This window comes from Rossellomorea sedimentorum, from assembly GCF_046237645.1.
Lineage (GTDB): Bacteria > Bacillota > Bacilli > Bacillales > Bacillaceae_B > Rossellomorea > Rossellomorea sedimentorum.
Genome location: NZ_CP143546.1, coordinates 2353945 through 2371366, shown reverse-complemented (window position 1 = coordinate 2371366; position 17422 = coordinate 2353945). Strand labels below are relative to the sequence as shown.

Below are 17422 nucleotides of genomic sequence, written 5' to 3'. Positions count from 1 at the left end.
TAACGCCTGTACGCATAGGATAAAGTGAAGGTAAATTACAAAGGAGGAAGAAATAATGAGTGATAAGTACGATCGTCAAAACGGTTGTGTGGATTTTGATAAATCTGCCCATGTCGGAGAGTGCGATAATCAGCTTGTAGATTTTCTTGCAGTACCGGGAGGAACTACCAGAATCATCCATACACCGGTTCAGCTGGCTGTCAGAGCAGTGACAACAAATTTGAAAGCCAACATTGAATTCCACGAACCAGTAATGGAAATCAAGGACATTAAGAAAAGGGTGGAAATTGTACAATGCCGACTAATTACACCACCTGTTGCAACACCAGCTTTTTCTAATGAAAACAATGATACGTTCCCGTTGTTCATCAAAGGATATGTGCGCAAGAACATTCAATATGCAACACCTTGCTACGATGCTGACGGCCACTGTGTATCTTCAGACATCAAGTCAATGACTGTAAGAGTACCATTTGAATGCTTCACGAACATTGACTTGGACTTCCCGGTAGCATTGCCAGTCTCCAATACGCGTGAAGAGTTCGATTACTTCAGGGCGCAGGATCTAGGCAAAGGCTTCCCGGAAAAAGATAAATTCCTTTCAAGCGACATTTCCCAATTCCATCAATTCAGCACGCAGTTCTACAACCAGCTTCCATTCTGTGAACTGTTGAGAAGCTCAATCATTGAGTGGGATGAAGCAACAGACCGTGAACCTTATGGTACTGGTCCAGTAGGTGAAGGATGCTTCTACAATATGGTTGAAAAAATGCAGTTAAGATTTGTTGTCAAAGTCCTTCAAAACCAACAGCTTGCTGTGAATACAGCTGCCATTCCGGCTCCAGGTACTCTGGGAGGATTAAACAACGGCTGCTAATTAGCAGACACCTTCCACTCCCATATTAACAAAAAGGCATTATTCCTAATTGGGAATAGTGCCTTTTTTTTATGCCAAAGAATTCAGTCATATCAGGCAGTGGGCAAGTATCCTAAGGAACACTTAGAAAATTCTGGGTTTGACCATGGGCGCACGCCTATACATAGACTGTTGTGCATCATACATTGAACTATCTTGAGATTTAAGGAGGACCCAAAAATGTCAGATTCTTATAAAGAGAAAAATGAAAATCATTGCAAACCGAAACATCATCACCCTCATGTGAAAATTGGAAAGGTGATTACTAAAGTACCTGTGTTATTGGCTGAACTATCCTTGACTGCTAATATGAGTGCCACGATTAAATTCCCGGAGCCAGTTCTGGAAATCAAGGATGTTAAAAAGAGAGTGAAAATTACGCAGTGCAGATTGCTTCTGCCTTCCAATAAATTATTCATCAGCGGCTTTGTCCGAAAAAACATTCAATATGCCAGCCCATCAACTGATATTGAACAAACGACATCAAGCTCGATTGCATCAGATTTACACTCCTATACAGTTGACGTTCCATTCACTGTGATTACTGAGATTAAGAAGTACATCTCCGATCCGGTGCTGCCGCGCACGAATTCCAGAGAGGAGTTTGACTTCTTTGTCGCCCAGCCGCTTCCATCCGGCTTTCCTGAAAAAGATGAACTCCTGTCCAGCGATCTTTCGCAATTCCACCAAACAAGTGCCCAGTTCTATAATGAACTACCGTTTTGTGAACTGGTTTCCAGCAAAATCATTGAGTGGGATGAAGCGATCGACAGAGGACCAATCCCAACCGGATCTGCACCGCTTGCAGAAGGAGTATTCACTGTAGTGGAAGAAAAAATGGTACTGGATTTCACAATCAGAGTCCTTCAAGAACAGCAGGTAAGAGTCGCTTCCCACACTAATGATGACTGCCATGATCATCATCACGACCACGACGATGACTGTGAAGACAAGGACTACTATTAAAACACCCGGTGACCAGGGGTTACACTAGAGTGATAGTGTAATCCCATCTTCCATTTATTTTTAAAAGGCTCTTTTATAAAACATATTAAGTTTAAGAAAAGATATGGCCAGAATCCACACAAATGATCTTGGTCAGCAAGAAAGAAAAGAGCTATTCACCCTTTTAGAGAAAAAACTTGAACCCCAGGGGGAACTCGGGCCTTAACAATCTATACGAAAACAATTTTTCAAAAGAGGAGGTGAAAAAAGAGAGGCCGCTGTGAAGCTGCTCTTTCTTGTAATCTATGAGTCAAAGGGAAAATCGATTTGGATACGCCCAGAATAGAGAAGAGAGAAGGACGATCACTTCTTTATGGGAACAAATGTCTGCCAAGCGGAAAGATCCTTATCCAAGTTCGTTTTACAAGGACAGTGAGGAAGATTCGCCGGATCCAGTAGGAGAAAAGATTGAAAGAAAGCGAGATACGATTGCACCGCCGCTGATTTTCTCCCCTCCACCTGTACCAGCCGTCATTCGTAGTTCTAAGAAGGATGAGGAAGACGAAGAGAAAGAGAAAAAGGAAGAAGAGGAAGCATCCCATGTTCCTAAAAAAAAGAAAGAGGAAATCATCCCGGTGCCTGATGAATCGATAGACGAGTACCTGGCTTTGGCAGAAAAAGAGAAGGACGCCGATATTCTGTCTGAAGATGATTATGACTTCTTGTTTGGAGACGAAGAAGAGCTTGCAGACCAAGCAGATTGCGAGGATAGGGATGAGGAAGAGACGAATGAAAGTGAAGCAGTAGAAGAAAAATTCGAGAAGCCTTTCGAAGAGAAGAGAAATCCATTCCTGGTAAAGCTGCCAGTCATGCTTTTCAAACAGAAAGTTGAAATTGATATCTTTGACAGTTTCAATCTCATGAGTTCTGTTACAGAAGTGACTAATATGTCTTGGAGAATCAAATCATTCAAAGGACACGCTGTTCTTCCATCCAACACCGTATTCATTAAGCTTATCTTAATAGGGGATTTGGACTTTGTTTCTCAAAATGGAACCATGCATACTCTTCAAATGGAAGTCCCATTAGATCGTCATATTGATGTTAACTGGATCGCTAAACCGGAACTCTCATGTGCTGAAAGTCATGAGTACTGGTTCCGCACAAAATATGATCAGGATATCAGTGTACACCGCTCGTTTGAAGAAACCCTCGTTTCTCCGGTGACCTTTAAATACAACTTCTTTGATATCATTTGGCATCAGGAGATGATTACAAAACCGGGGGGAGAACAAAGGGTAGCCCTAAAAGGGTGTGTGGAGCTGTCGATGGAAGGGTACCAGGATCAAGTAGTGGAAATTGATCGTTGCAGCCTTGATTGAAAGTGATCATCTAACTTGGACTTGAAAGCTCGTTAAAAGGTTTGCAGGCTGTTGAATTGACTGACGTTTGAGAAGGAATTGTGGTGTCAAAGAGGGTCTATGAGGTGTTCGATTGGATGCTTTATAGAGGATCTATGAGGTGCTCGATTGGGTGCTAGTTAGGAATCGACGGTGTCAAAAAGGATCTATGAGGTGTTCGATTGGGTGCTTGTTAGGAATCGGCGGTGTCAAAGAGGATCTATGGGGTGGCCGATTAGATGTTTGTTAGGAATCGGCGGTGTCAAAGAGGGCTGATGAGGTGTTCGATTGGGTGCTTGTTAGGAATCGGCGGTGTCAAAGAGGATCTATGAGGTGTTCGATTGGGTGCTTGTTAGGAATCGGCGGTGTCAAAGAGGATCTATGGGGTGGCCGATTAGATGTTTGTTAGGAATCGGCGGTGTCAAAGAGGGTCTATGAGGTGTTCGATTGGGTGCTTGTTAGGAATCGGCGGTGTCAAAGAGGATCTATGAGGTGTTCGATTGGATGCTTGTTAGGAATCGACGGGGTCAAAGAGGGCTAATGAGGTGTTCGATTGGGTGTTTGTTAGGAATCGGTGTTGTCAAAGAGGGTCTATGAGGTGTTCGATTGGATGCTTGTTAGGAATCGGCGGTGTCAAAGAGGATCTATGAGGTGTTCGATTGGGTGCTTGTTAGGAATCGGCGGTGTCAAAGAGGGCTGATGAGGTGTTCGATTGGGTGCTTGTTAGGAATCGACGGTGTCAAAGAGGGCTGATGAGGTGTTCGATTGGGTGCTTGTTAGGAATCGGCGGTGTCAAAGAGGGCTGATGAGGTGTTCGATTTGAAGTGACAGAGGAACCGGCGGTGCCAAAGAGGACTTATGAGGTGTTCGAATGGGTGCGCCAGAGGAATCGGCGGTGTCAAAGAGGGCTGATGAGGTGTTCGATTTGAAGTGACATAGGAACCGACAGTGCCAAAGAAGTTAAATCAAACCGTTAATTCTTCGAGTCAAAAGAGAACATTATATAAACACAAAAAGGGTGTCTCAAAAAAGACACCCCAAATGACAAATTAGCTCATGCGGTCAATTCTGTTTTTGATTCTGTCAAGCATTGTTTGTGGTTCTGGGTATTCATCACCATCACCATCGCCATCATGCGGTGGCTCATATGATGCTGGAGGGCATACCGGTTTTTCCTGCTTTTGGACAAGCTTGAACCAAAGGTTGACGTCCATTTTTTCTGTGATGCGTGTGAAGCGGCCCCACTTGTCGTGGTCTTTGTATAAATCAAGTTCGAAAACATCAGCCATTTTTAGAATGCAGTCAATCGGCTCATTGAAATATTCAAATGTGTGAGAACCGTCTCTGCATCTGTCTGCACCGTGGCCATCTTTCGCAAGGAATTTGAACTCTGCTGTCAATGAGCTCTTCTTGCTCTTCATTTGCTCAACTAAGTGGTGGATTTTCACTTCGTCACTGCAAGTGAAAGGAACATCTACGCTGTAGTCTCTTACAAAGCCTGTGCAAGCATCTACATACTGGATGTTTTTGTGGACAATACCAGTAATATAAAGCTTCACTTTGTAATCACTGTAAGGGTGGCGAAGGGCTTCGCATTGCTTCAAGGAAACATTCTTTTTGATCATCTTGATTTCTTTTGCCGGTGTAGGAAGCTTAATATCCGCTTCTACATTCGCTTGAAGCTTTACATCTGCAAGTACGACAGGGACATAGACGTCGCCGTAAGGGTGCCAGGACTTTGCATCACAGTCGACATGCTTAGTTTTGGCTGTGTCGCATTTCAACCCTGGAGGACACCCCTTGTGGTTACCGCAAGTATTCTTCTTCATCCAATTCACTCCTTTTTTATTTTGGCCAAAAGATAAAAAGCTTTAAAGATCTCTTTTCTTTTGACTTACTATTTTTATATGCGAACAAGCTTAGCAGGGAATGGACGAGTATCAGTGGTCGATAGCATATTTTGGTATTATAATTAAATAAAGTGCAGTTAAAAGGACGGGGGAAGCAGAAATGACGAAAATATGCATAGTCCGGCACGGACAAACGGACTGGAACAAAGAGAGAAGGCTTCAGGGAAGAACAGATATTGAGCTGAATGAAACAGGTGAACTTCAAGCCAGGCAGGCCCGTGACTTCTTAAAGGATGGTGAATGGGATATAATTGTTACCTCGCCACTGAAGCGGGCCAGGCGAACGGCTGAAGTTATCAATGAAAGCCTTGGCATTCCATTAATAGAAGCAGAAGAATTTGCTGAAAGGAACTTTGGTGAAGCTGAGGGACTATTGATTGAGGAAAGCCGACGTAAATATCCAAATGGGGGAAGTCCCGGCCAGGAAAGCAGGGAGGAGGTCCTGTCTCGTGTGTTAGTAGGAATTGATAAAATTCAGAAGGACTATCCCGATAAAAATATCCTGCTGGTGGCACATGGTGCACTGATCGGAATTCTATTGGAGAACCTTTCAGAAGGTGAGTTTGTTTATGGCGAAACCCATCTTATCAATGCCTGCATCAACACGATTCATTATCACGATAGTAAGTGGAACGTCAAAGAATTCAATCAAACCAGTCACCTGTCAGAAGTATAGCATTGTGCTAGCACTCTGCTGCGCTGCAGTAACCGGGGACAGTCCCTCTTCCTGCTGTGAAGCGGTAAAGCAAAATTTTGGGTGTTTTCTTGAGGTGCTTGTACTATAATGATGTGGTATGGAAATATTTTATGCATGCAGGTCATGTGAAGGAGAAAAGCTCAATGTCAGATCAAAAAAAGATCAGTTTGCAGGAAGCAATGAAACAACAATTAGAAAGAAAGAAACAGGCCCAAGGAAATGGCAAGCAGCAGGGCAACGGCTTTGCCGGCAGCCAAAAAATGAAAAGCCAGCAGGCGAAAAAAGCGAGTGTAACCCGCCGTAAAATGGGCGGATGATTACCTGCCAACTAAGAGTCTCTCCACCAGCGAGAGGCTCTTTTTTTAATTGACTCTTTTCTAAACCTTTGTTGGTCATTCATCCTATTTAGAGAAAAAAGCGCTTGTACCCAAGAGGAAAATCATTCACTTTGGTTTTTCCCTGCAACACTTTATTCGTTAATAGCCTTATTATATGGGGGTAGGCAGCAAACGCATTTTTTTATGATTTCTGCAAAAAGGATGAGGAGCAAGCCCACTTGGGATGAGCGAGGCATCCAGTTTCCGTACAAGTTTTGTACCCACTGAAACGACGCAACCCACACTTAAGCCTCAACAGCTCACCACCACCCAGTATGTAAGCTTTTTCCATGAGAGCTATTAAAATGCAGGCCCCTGCAAATTTGTTAGGATGTAAGAAAGAATGATCCCCAAGGAAGAAATGAAACCCACGACAGGACCGCCTTGTTCAAATGCTTCCGGCAGCATTGTCGAGGATACCATTGCCATCAATCCGCCGGCCCCGAAAGCACCTATCAGATAACTGACACTTTCCGAAGCACCTTGAAGAAAGACATACCCCAACATGGCGCTGATAGAAGATAAAACCACTACACTTCCCCATAAAAACAATATCTTTCTGATACTGTAATGATCCTTCCGCAAGCCAATAGAACTGGAAAGGGATTCGGGAAGGTTACTGATGAAAATGGCGAAAATGAAGACCCACTGAACCGGCTGGCTGCCGATGAAACTAATGCCAATAATTATGGATTCCGGGATGGCATCCATAAGTGTGCCGACATAAATAGCCAATCCGGCATGACCATGGGGGTTTTTGTTAGACCTTTTCCGTTCATTCCCACCTTTCTTACTAATTAACAATTCAAAAATGGTAAAGAGGAGGGCGCCAAGTAAGAACATAAGAGTAATCATTAACAAGTTCGCGTTTCCCTGAGCTTCACTTAACAGGTCAAATGTAGCAGACCCTATAATCAATCCAGTTCCAAAAGCCATGATGTAAGCAACAATTCGTTTAGGGATCCTGAGAAAGATTCCCGCTAACGCCCCTATAAAAAGTGATAAACTTGCAATTCCTCCCCAAATAGCAGCTTGGATCAACAGTATAACCTCCTTTCAAACAGCCTCAGGAACATGTACATTAACGGTGAAAGTTTAAATGAAAAAGAAAAACCCCGGCAAGGAGTTCTCTTAGCGTCATTGCTGTATGATCTTACCCGGCGAAAAATAGTCTTTTTCTTATGAATTCCTCTTCATTCAATAAGTCCAGATACATCCAGTATCTAATCACTTCTTTCACTTAAAAAGAACTTTTCGATTTATCTTCCAGTTACAACTGTAGAAGTAAATTTTATATTTTCCTCTCCTGGTAGGTTGTATTTTTTCCTGCTTAGTCAGAATCATACTGTAAAACAATAAGTCCGATAATTTTTCATTTAAATTATTACAAGAAAGGAGTGATGGGAGCCGAAGCCGTTCAACTACAGACAACCTAACTCAACATTGCATACCACTGAAGCGGGTGGTTGCTCGATTAATCTACCCCATACTGCGCGGGGACCAATAGCTTAAGATGACTCAAACAATATTCGATTCTTTTTGATAAAAACAGATATTGACCAGTTCAGTCAACGAGGGTATGATGAAGTTGACCATGCTGGTCAATACATTTTTACTCTCCATGGAGGTCTTGATTTGGAACAAAAATTTTTCAGTCTTGATCAAGATAAGCAAGACAAAATATTAAATGCAGCATTAACAGAGTTTGCTATGAAAGGCTATAAAAACGCCTCCACAAATGAAATTGTAAAAGAGGCGGGGATTTCAAAAGGATTATTGTTTCATTATTTTTCGAACAAGAAAGAGTTGTATCTTTTCCTGTTCGACCATTTTGTTGCCATCTTGATTAAAAAAATGAAGCAGGAGGTCAACTGGGAAGTAAAGGATATCTTTGACCGTAACCGTGAACTGGCTGCAGTGAAGATTGAGTTATTTTATCAATATCCTCAGGTGTTTGATTTTTTTAATGGCATCTACTTCGAAGAAAATAAAGAAGTAAGCCGGGAATTAGAAAAGCGAAAACATGGTTTCCTGACCCATAACTACAAAGATATGATGAAAGATATTGATACAAGCCAATTTAAAGAGGAAGTCGAAGTCGAGAAGGTGGTGGACATCATTACCTGGTCCCTCGAAGGGTTTTCAAACAGGATACAAGCGGAAGTGAAAGGAATGAAACTGCAGGAGATAAATTTAGAAAAAACCCTTTCTGAACTTGATGAATATCTTGAAGTGTTAAAAAAATCATTTTATAAATAGGTATGAGAAAAGAGGGGGAGATTGGTGTGGCTGTATTAACTACGAAAAACTTAACGAAGACATTTGGAAAATTCACGGCGTTGAATGGAGTCAACATTGAGGTGGAACAAGGGGAGGTATATGGCTTCATTGGTCCCAATGGGGCAGGTAAATCAACAACCATCCGGATTTTGCTGGGTGCGTTAAAAGCATCCAAGGGAGAAGCAACAATCTTTGGGAAGGATGCATGGAAAGATGCAGTCGACATACATAAGAGAATAGCCTACGTTCCAGGTGATGTGAATCTCTGGCCGAATTTAACCGGCGGGGAAGTCATAGACTTGTTCATGAAATTGAGAGGAACGGTGAATAAGGATAAACGTGAAGATCTTATCGAGAGGTTCAACTTGGATCCGAGGAAGAAATCCAGAACTTATTCGAAAGGAAATCGGCAGAAGGTTGCCTTGGTGGCAGCGTTTGCATCTGACGCTGATTTATTTATACTAGATGAACCGACTTCCGGACTTGATCCATTGATGGAACGCGTTTTTCAGGAATGTGTCGAAGAAGTGAAAGCAAAAGGGAAGAGTGTTTTACTTTCAAGTCATATTTTATCGGAAGTGGAAAAACTGTGTGACAGAGTGGGAATCATCCGGCAGGGTCAGATCATAGAAACAGGAACTATGCATGAACTGCGTCATTTAACCAGAACCCATTTATTGTTGGAAACCAATCAGCCATTAAATTCACTTGGGGAGATGGCTGGTGTTCATGATTTTAAGAAAAACGGTGAAGAAGTGTCATTTCAAGTAGATTCGGAAGTGCTTGATGAGGTCATTCGTTATGTCAGCGGCTTTGGGGTCAGGAGGCTAGAAAGTGCACCACCCACCCTGGAAGATTTATTTATGAGACACTATGATGGGGACGGAACTGCTGGAATTTCAGCATCCGGAGGTAAGTCCTGATGAGCAGTCCGCTTATCCATAATACTGGTTTGTTGTTCCGTACTATTTTTCGTCAGGATCGAATTCGAATTGGGGTATGGCTGATATCCTTGGCGGTTTTGTCATTCATGACAGCTCGGTCGTTCAAAGGATTGTACCCAACTAAAGAGAGCAGGCAGGCAATCGCTGAAACAATGCTGAATCCCGCCATGACGGCGATGCTGGGGAAGGCATACGGCATTGAAGATTATACGTATGGCGCAATGTTTGCGCATGAAATGCTGCTTTTTACGGCGATTTTAGTGGCCGTCATGAGCATCCTTCTGACCGCCCGCCATACCCGTGCTGAAGAAGAAGATGGGAGAATAGAAATGATCCGCTCCCTTCCCTCAGGACGACTGGCCAATTTAAGTGCAACCCTTCTTGTTCTGGCATTGACCTATTGCCTGCTTGCCTTCATAGTCGGTTTCGGATTGTACTCGCTGGGTATCGAGAGCATGGATTTTGAGGGCTCGTTGCTATATGGGATTGCCCTTGGAGTGACAGGTCTTTATTTTACAGGGATTACGGCTGTGTTTGCCCAGCTGTCTGAATCCTCGAGGGGAACGATTGGTTTCTCCTTCAGCATATTGGGGCTGGCATACTTAATCAGGGCCGTAGGGGATGTAAGCAATGAAGCGCTTTCCTGGTTTTCACCACTCGGCTGGATCCTTGGTTCAGAAGTATACGTCAGCAACTATTGGTGGCCGATCATCCTAACTGCCGCTTGTTCCTTGGGGCTCATGCTGCTAGCGTTATATTTGCACGCCATACGAGATGTGGGTTCTGGATTTCTGCCTTCGAGACCAGGTAAAAGTTCCGCCTCAGCGTTTTTGCAGAGCCCTTTTGGCCTCGCGGTAAGGCTTCAGCGGACGGGGATGATTTCCTGGGCCATCGGGATGCTGTTGATTGGCGCTTCTTACGGTTCCATTTTTGGTGACTTAGAATCCTTCTTTAGCGAGATGGATATGATGCAGCAATTTCTTCCTGCCGCAGAAGGATCTTCTTTAACAGACCAATTTACGGCAAAAATCATGTCCATTCTAGCCATGATCAGCACGGTGCCGGCCCTCATGGTGGTTTTCAAGCTTAAAGGAGAAGAAAAGGCCCAACGCACAGAACAACTTCTTGCCCTTCCCTTATCCAGAACCCGGTTACTTGGGAGCTATTTAGTTCTTTCACTCATTGTCTCCATCGTGATGCAAGGGGTGGCGGCAATTGGTCTCGGGGCAGCAGCTGGGACTGTGATGGAAGAGGGGATGAATATCTCTGAGTTTCTTAAAGCCGGAATGGTTTATCTTCCTGCAATATGGACGGTCATTGCGCTTGCGGTCCTGCTGGTCGGCTTCATGCCAAAGCTGACAGGGCTGGCCTGGTTGTATTTAGGGTATTCCTTTTTTGTCATCTACCTGGGTGGAATCTTTCAATTTGACGAATGGGTAGGAAACCTGTCTCCTTTCGGTCATATACCGGAACTGCCGATAGAGGAGATGAATATTGCAAGTCTCAGTATTTTGACACTACTAGCTCTGGTTATCATGGCTGCCGGAATTGTGGGGTATACCCGCCGGGATGTTCAAGGATGAAAGTTGGGCTCATCTTTAATTAAGGATGGGCTCTTTTCATTGACTGATTTTTTAACTTAAGTGAGGTAACTGAAGATTGTATTCGCATTTAGCTAATGCAGTTAAGGAAGTGACGCCTCCGGATTTGCAGGTGAGTTTGGGTGTGGGAGGTGAATCACATACTAATCCGGATAGAATGGGTGTGTAACTTGCTAGAATTGGAAAATCAACTACGAATCTAGTGTGAAATCAGACATGAATAGTCAATGAACTGTTGAATGATTTACAAAATAAAAGGGGTAGCGCGAACAAACAGTAATGGCTAAAAAATGAGATGAAGAAGTTTTTGCTGTATGCTTTAAATTCCTCCGACAATTCCGAATAACTAATCACTTTTTTGAATGATGACTTCGGTAAGTGGATGGTTGAGGAAACGGATAATTGGCTGAAGATACACAATCCAGCTGCCACTTTGAAAGACCAAAAGCTCAGACCGCATCTGAGCTTTTGGTGTTTACTGCCCCTTTTTTGCTTCGAAGCACAGTGATAAAGCCATTCAAAATGTCATGACTGATCTGGAACCCTTTTCGTTTATAGAATTCTAAAGCATTTTCATTTCCATTCGATACAAAGATAAAGTAGTCTTCAATATCCTCAAATTGCTTCAGCCATTCCATTGACATGTTGAAAAGGGTGGTACCGACACCGAAGTCCCTGTACTCTTCTTTTATGTAAAATTGCGAAAGGCATCCCACGTTTTCTCCGGTAACAGATGTGAGGTCAAAAAAAGTGGCAAAGTCGTTGTCATAAGCTTCTTTGGGTGAAATATTAGCGTACACATATCCTGCAATCTTGTTTCCGTCCTTGGCTGCCACCAGATAGTTATGGCTGGCTTTGTGCAAGGAAGGGAGCAGCCTTGTTTCAAAATTCATGGTGTCAAAGAGTTCAGGGGTGATGACTGCCTTGGACTTCTGAAAAGCCATCAATTCATTGCAAGCATCTCTTAAACACTCGGCGTCTTCTTCATGTAAAATTTCGTATTGTAAATTCATCAATCTTACTCCTTTATCAGTTTTTTGTCTTGTACCTTATCTGAGCCCGTTAATCGGCCCCAAGAGATCCTAGTTTGAAAGAGATGTTGGTCCGAAGACGAGTTAATCGGCCCAAAGAGATCCTAGTTTGAAAGAGATGATGGCCCGAAAACGGGTTAATCGGCCCAAAGAGTTTATAGTTAGATAGAGATGTTGGCCCGAAAACGAGTTAATCGGCCCAATGAGATCCTAGTTTGAAAGAGATGATGGCCCGAAAATGAGTTAATCGGCCCAATGAGATCCTAGTTTGAAAGAGATGATGGCCCGAAAACAGGTTAATCGGCCCAAAGAGATCTTGGATTTAAAGAGATGATGGCCCGAAAACGAGTTAATCGGCCCAAAGAGATCCTAGTTTGAAAGAGATGATGGCCCGAAAAACGGGTTAATCGGCCCAATGAGATCCTGGTTTGAAAGAGATGTTGGCCCGAAAACGCATTAATTCTATTCCTAAGTTTTGTTAGGCTGATTACACGATATTCATAGTTGTATGAATCCAAATCTATAGTAGAGTGAAGCAGAAGGAGCGTATCTGATCGCTCAGGGGAGCTACACGCCCGAAGTATAGATCAGATTAGCAATTTTTAGCCCTCTCCCTATAAACATAAACAAATAACCCAAACCATGTAAATAGAGTCCGGCCCGGCTCCAAAAAAAATTTTGTTGATAAATTAACAAAGGCAGCGCTTACATGAAAATTTTAGCAAAATTGCTTATTGACTTCCATTCATAAAGGGATTATTATCCTGTATAGAATTAAAAAACAATTTAATAAATTCAATTATCAAGAGTGACCGAGGGATCAGGCCCTATGACGTCCGGCAACCTCCAGTATGGAACGGTGCTAATTCCTGCAGAATGATTTCATTCTGAGAGATAAGTGATCGATAAACGGATGCTTCTTTCAGTTGAAAGGGGCATTTTTTATTTTCAAGGATAAGGAGGGGTCATCTTGATTGAGATAAGAAATCTGGTAAAAGAATATAAAACCAAGAAGCAGACCGTCATGGGTGTCGATCATGTTTCTGTCACAATCAATAGAGGTGAGATATTCGGGATCGTGGGTTACAGCGGAGCGGGGAAGAGTTCATTGATACGCTGTTTGAACCTTTTGGAAAAACCGACTTCTGGTGAAATCATTATTGACGGTCAGGATTTGACGAAGCTATCGCCGAAAGAATTAAGAAAGGCAAGACAGAAGATCAGTATGATATTTCAGCACTTTCATTTGATTAAAGCTAAGACGGTCTCCGAGAATCTTGCCTTTGCACTGAAAGCGGCACAGGTACCCAAAGATGAAATAAAGAAAAGGGTAACAGAGCTGCTGGAAAAAGTAGGATTGAGTGACAAAGCGGATGCCTATCCTGCACAGCTGAGCGGGGGACAGAAGCAGCGAGTCGGAATTGCGCGGGCCCTCGCAAATAATCCTTCCGTCCTGTTATGTGATGAAGCGACTTCAGCACTGGATCCAAGTACAACCAAGTCGATCTTGAAACTATTGAAAGATATCAATGAAGAACTGGGGCTGACAATTGTCCTCATCACACACGAAATGGAAGTGGTAAAAGAAATTTGCGACAGAATGGCCGTGATGCAGGATGGAAAGATCATTGAAGAGGGTCCGGTGTATGATTTGTTTGCCAATCCGCAAGCGCCTTTGACGAAGGAGTTCATCGAAAATATTCTGCAATTCGATCTGCCGCAACGTCTCCTCCTCTCAAGGCAAGGCAAGTTGATCAAGATTCAGTTCAAAGGGTCGATCGCTGAAGAAAGTGTCGTTTCCGATGTCTTCCAGAAGTATAAAGTCAGAGGCAATATCCTGCATGGGAAAATTGAATACATTCAGGATGTACCACTTGGCATCTTCATTATGGAATTGATTGGTGAAGCCTCAGAGGTAGAAGCGGCCATTCATTATATCAGAATAAAAACGCAAAGTTTGGAGGTGCTCCAGCATGCTGCCTGATTCCTTGACAGCCATTCTGCCGGAATTGAACAAAGCGTTTTTTGAAACAATTTACATGGTGGGCATCGCTCTCTCGGTATCAATCTTGATCGGCCTTCCGCTGGGCATCCTGCTGTTCGTGACGGATAAAGGGTTGTTCATGCAAAACAGTTTCATAAAAAAAATCGTTGGATTTCTCGTCAATATGATCCGTTCTGTTCCATTCATTATTTTACTGGTGGCGCTGCTTCCACTGACGAAACTTTTGACAGGAACAACGATTGGTCCGACCGCTGCTTCGGTATCACTGTCTGTCGCCGGGATTCCGTTTTTTGCGAGGATGGTAGAGACATCTCTGAGAGAAATCGACAAAGGGGTGATTGAAGCGTCTGTTTCCGTTGGTGCAAGCCCTTGGATGATCATCAAGGATGTCCTTCTTCCGGAAGCACGTCCGGCTATAATCCAGGCTGTGACCATTACGACCATCAGCCTTGTCGCTTTTTCGGCCATGGCAGGAATTGTCGGGGGTGGAGGAGTAGGTGACCTGGCAATCCGCTTCGGTTATTACCGTTATGACAATGTCATCATGGTGACCACAGTCGTTATTTTAATTTGCCTTGTCCAAATCATCCAGTTTGCCGGAGATATTTTTGCAAGAGTAATAGATAAAAGATAATTATATTACAGGGGGAAAACAAGATGAAAAAATGGTTGTTATCTTTAGCATTGACAGCATCGGTCGGTTTATTGGCTGCTTGCGGAGGAGAAGAAGCAGGGAGTTCGGAAAGCGAAAGCAAAGAAATTACAATCGGAGCAACTGCAGGACCGTACAGTGATATGGTCACAAAAGCGCTGAAGCCTGGTCTCGAAGAAAAAGGATACACAGTGGAAGTCAGGGAGTTCAGTGACTATATCCAGCCTAACAACGCACTGGCTCAAGGCGACCTCGATGCTAACCTGTTTCAGCACAAAATTTATATGGAAACATTCGCGGAGCAAAACGGCCTTGAATTATCAGAAGTCATTTCCGTCCCGACTGCGCCTATGGGTATTTATTCAAACAAGTACGATTCACTTGATGCGATTGAAGACGGAAGCACGATCGCCATTCCTAATGACCCGACGAATGCTGCCCGTGCCTTCCAAATTCTTCAGGATGCCAAACTGATCACATTGAATTCTGATTCTGATCCTTTAACAGTTTCGGAAAAAGATGTTCAGGAAAATGTGAAAAATCTAAAGTTCCAGCCTATTGAAGCAGCGCAGCTTCCAAGAGCAGTGGAAAGTACGGATCTATCCGCTGTACCAGGGAACTTTGCACTGGCGGCTAAAATGGACCTTCTGGACGCCCTTCAATTGGAGAACATGCCAGATCAATACCGTAACCGTGTCGTTATGAATACGAAAGACATTGAATCACAATTGGCAAATGATATTAAAGAAGTCGTAGAGTCTGATGAATTCGAAGCAATTATTGATGAAGAGTTCAAAGGATTCGGCAAGCCAGAGTGGATGGTCGAATAGAAAGGAAATTAACCGAGGAGTGGATGCTTCCCGGTTTTTTTGCATTTTCAGGACCATTCGCCCAAAAAAATTGCGAAAAATTGTTTATCATCCATTAAATTTGGGTATAATAAATTGATCCACGATTTAATGAAGGAAGGAATATGCTTTATGGATAATTCAACAGACGTCAACATCATTCACAGTCATCGATACCGGAATTTTGATGAAGCAGCTGACAGTATCCTCCGAATGATCAGCAAAATGTTGGATATCAACACTCTGTTTATTGCAAAAAACGATCAATGCACGAATGAAATTGTAAAAGTAATCAATAAAAATCAAGAATTATTAAAAAAAGGAGATTCCCTTCCTTTTGAAGAGACGTTTTGTAAGCTAAGTGTTGATTTCGGCAAAAAAGTTCTTATAATTCCTGATATCACAAATGATGAATTAACAAAATCCATGAATGTAACCCATAATTTAGGTAGCGGCAGCTTTGTCGGTATCCCGATTTATTACGAAGATGGCAGAAACTATGGGACCATTTGCGGGCTGGATACCAAGCCGTTCAAGATTACAGAGGAACTTAAAGAAGTTTTTGAAACAATGAGCTCACTCCTCTCCTATGTTCTGGAACTTGATAGTGCCAACAAGCAGATTGAGACCTTATCAGCACCATTGGTTCCAATTACTACGGGTGTTGCAGTCCTACCGATTGTCGGTATTATCAATAATGAAAGAGCAGAAACGATTATCGAGTTGACGCTGGCAAAAAGCCAGGACATGCAGCTGGAATACTTAGTCATCGATTTATCGGGTATCACCCATATTGATGATGAAGTGGTCGTTTCCTTGTTGCGAATCGTTAATCTAATGAAACTGGTTGGCGTTGAACCAATCTTAACCGGAATTCGTCCGGAAATTGCAATGCAGGCTATAAGGATACACGTCGAATTGAGTAATATAAAAATCGAATCAAACCTGGCCAACGCATTAAGTTACATAGGATTCAGCCTGCAAAAGAATACATAATCACGTACCCGGAGGATGCTCCGGGTTTTTATTTTGTTGCTAAAAAGAGAGTCAATAATGGAAAGGTATATGTTGGTATACTCCCATACAGTATCATCTTATACCTTATTTGGCTCATTCTATTGATTGCGTTTGCTCTTCTGGGGATTCCATTCGGCCCTGGTGTGCATATGTATTTATAACACCTTTAACCGCCAGTATTCATGCAAAGTGCATGCTGGCGGTTTTTTATTTCATTTTTAAACTTAGCCCGATCAGAAGGACACCTGCTATTAAACAAACGGCTTTCATCAGCGAAATTTTTCCTGACAAACCCATCAGCCCGATGGCCGTAGTCGAGAAGAAGATCGTCGGCCCTACAAAGGCAAGCATGGTGTTGATGGTAAACGCCTTTTCCAGGTCGTTGAACTTCAGCATAAGCAACGCAGCGCCGATTTCAATACTTCCAGATAGAATCCTCAAGGCGGCCATGGCCAAAAGGGCTTTTTCTATAAAAACAAACATCCTAAGTCTCCTTCTTTCTCTAATCTCGGTATGTATTATAAGTTGGCGTTTTTCAAAGGCAATCGCTTGTACAATTTATGCTTTCGCTATGCAAATTAGTAGTGAAATGGAAAATTAGCCATAGGCGTCTTGCTGCCTGGTCAGGTGAGTGGAAGTTGAAGGGGCCTTTGTGTCGAAGGTTGTTGCTTGGTCGATAAATCTCAATAATCGCTGATAACATTCAAGAATCGTCGATAAATTTTAAAAATCGCTGTTAAAATTCCAGAATCGCTGATAAATCCAAAAAATCGCCGATAAATAATATTATCAAACTGAA

At 42.9% G+C, this 17422-nt stretch carries 17 protein-coding genes and 1 riboswitch; of the genes, 13 read left to right on the top strand and 4 right to left on the bottom strand.

The genetic code is table 11. From position 1 onward, the window contains the following. Positions 1–55 precede the first annotated feature (55 nt). The 3 genes from V1502_RS11700 (at position 56) to V1502_RS11690 (ending at position 3243) form a co-directional block, all read left to right on the top strand. Positions 56–877, top strand: a complete 822-nt coding sequence (locus V1502_RS11700; RefSeq protein ID WP_409250828.1) for a CsxC family protein — start codon at positions 56–58, stop codon at positions 875–877. Positions 878–1096: 219 nt separating this feature from the next. Continuing rightward, a complete protein-coding gene (locus tag V1502_RS11695) occupies positions 1097–1882 on the top strand; it encodes a CsxC family protein (RefSeq protein ID WP_409250827.1) in 786 nt (261 codons plus the stop codon). 284 nt (positions 1883–2166) lie between these two features. Continuing rightward, positions 2167–3243, top strand: a complete 1077-nt coding sequence (locus tag V1502_RS11690) for a hypothetical protein (RefSeq protein WP_409250826.1) — start codon at positions 2167–2169, stop codon at positions 3241–3243. A 1067-nt stretch (positions 3244–4310) separates the two neighbouring features. Here V1502_RS11690 and V1502_RS11685 read toward each other — a convergent pair. After that, positions 4311–5090: a CsxC family protein gene (locus tag V1502_RS11685; protein ID WP_409250825.1), complete on the bottom strand. Its 780-nt coding sequence runs from the start codon at positions 5088–5090 to the stop codon at positions 4311–4313. Between the two features lie 181 nt (positions 5091–5271). Here V1502_RS11685 and V1502_RS11680 point away from each other — a divergent pair, with 181 nt between their 5' ends. Beyond that, positions 5272–5847, top strand: a complete 576-nt coding sequence (locus V1502_RS11680; protein WP_409250824.1) for a histidine phosphatase family protein — start codon at positions 5272–5274, stop codon at positions 5845–5847. Positions 5848–6011: 164 nt separating this feature from the next. After that, positions 6012–6185, top strand: a complete 174-nt coding sequence (locus V1502_RS11675; RefSeq protein WP_409250823.1) for a hypothetical protein — start codon at positions 6012–6014, stop codon at positions 6183–6185. Positions 6186–6545: 360 nt separating this feature from the next. Here the strand turns inward: V1502_RS11675 and V1502_RS11670 are convergent, their stop codons facing one another. Next, on the bottom strand, positions 6546–7286 hold the full coding sequence (locus tag V1502_RS11670; RefSeq protein WP_409250822.1) for a ZIP family metal transporter: 741 nt from the start codon (positions 7284–7286) through the stop codon (positions 6546–6548). 594 nt (positions 7287–7880) lie between these two features. On the opposite strand from V1502_RS11670, the gene V1502_RS11665 reads away from it, so the two are divergent. From V1502_RS11665 to V1502_RS11655, 3 genes are read left to right on the top strand one after another with little or no spacing between them, the layout of a single operon-like run. Next, positions 7881–8504: a TetR/AcrR family transcriptional regulator gene (locus V1502_RS11665; RefSeq protein WP_409250821.1), complete on the top strand. Its 624-nt coding sequence runs from the start codon at positions 7881–7883 to the stop codon at positions 8502–8504. Between the two features lie 26 nt (positions 8505–8530). Further along, on the top strand, positions 8531–9448 hold the full coding sequence (locus tag V1502_RS11660) for an ATP-binding cassette domain-containing protein (RefSeq protein WP_409250820.1): 918 nt from the start codon (positions 8531–8533) through the stop codon (positions 9446–9448). Beyond that, positions 9448–11052: an ABC transporter permease gene (locus V1502_RS11655; RefSeq protein ID WP_409250819.1), complete on the top strand. Its 1605-nt coding sequence runs from the start codon at positions 9448–9450 to the stop codon at positions 11050–11052. The genes V1502_RS11660 and V1502_RS11655 overlap by 1 nt, the downstream gene beginning before the upstream one ends. Positions 11053–11519: 467 nt before the next feature. Here V1502_RS11655 and V1502_RS11650 read toward each other — a convergent pair whose 3' ends face one another. Continuing rightward, positions 11520–12083: a GNAT family N-acetyltransferase gene (locus tag V1502_RS11650; RefSeq protein ID WP_409250818.1), complete on the bottom strand. Its 564-nt coding sequence runs from the start codon at positions 12081–12083 to the stop codon at positions 11520–11522. Between the two features lie 814 nt (positions 12084–12897). Further along, a riboswitch (SAM riboswitch) is annotated at positions 12898–13002 on the top strand. A gap of 69 nt (positions 13003–13071) precedes the next feature. Here V1502_RS11650 and V1502_RS11645 point away from each other — a divergent pair. From V1502_RS11645 to V1502_RS11625, 5 genes are all read left to right on the top strand, one after another. Next, the gene (locus V1502_RS11645) at positions 13072–14085 is read left to right on the top strand and encodes a methionine ABC transporter ATP-binding protein (RefSeq protein WP_409250817.1); all 1014 of its coding nucleotides are present in this window, start codon (positions 13072–13074) and stop codon (positions 14083–14085) included. After that, the gene (locus V1502_RS11640; protein ID WP_409250816.1) at positions 14075–14740 is read left to right on the top strand and encodes a methionine ABC transporter permease; all 666 of its coding nucleotides are present in this window, start codon (positions 14075–14077) and stop codon (positions 14738–14740) included. The genes V1502_RS11645 and V1502_RS11640 overlap by 11 nt, the downstream gene beginning before the upstream one ends. Before the next feature lie 23 nt (positions 14741–14763). After that, entirely contained in the window at positions 14764–15588 is an 825-nt protein-coding gene (locus V1502_RS11635; protein WP_409250815.1) for a MetQ/NlpA family ABC transporter substrate-binding protein, read from the top strand. A gap of 150 nt (positions 15589–15738) precedes the next feature. Then, the gene (locus tag V1502_RS11630) at positions 15739–16602 is read left to right on the top strand and encodes an STAS domain-containing protein (RefSeq protein WP_409250814.1); all 864 of its coding nucleotides are present in this window, start codon (positions 15739–15741) and stop codon (positions 16600–16602) included. Next, positions 16545–16784: an AbgT family transporter gene (locus tag V1502_RS11625; protein ID WP_409254336.1), complete on the top strand. Its 240-nt coding sequence runs from the start codon at positions 16545–16547 to the stop codon at positions 16782–16784. Before V1502_RS11630 ends, V1502_RS11625 begins: the two co-directional genes overlap by 58 nt. A 46-nt stretch (positions 16785–16830) precedes the next feature. Here the strand turns inward: V1502_RS11625 and V1502_RS11620 are convergent, their stop codons facing one another. Next, positions 16831–17106: a YqhV family protein gene (locus V1502_RS11620; protein ID WP_409250813.1), complete on the bottom strand. Its 276-nt coding sequence runs from the start codon at positions 17104–17106 to the stop codon at positions 16831–16833. Positions 17107–17422: the final 316 nt, after the last annotated feature.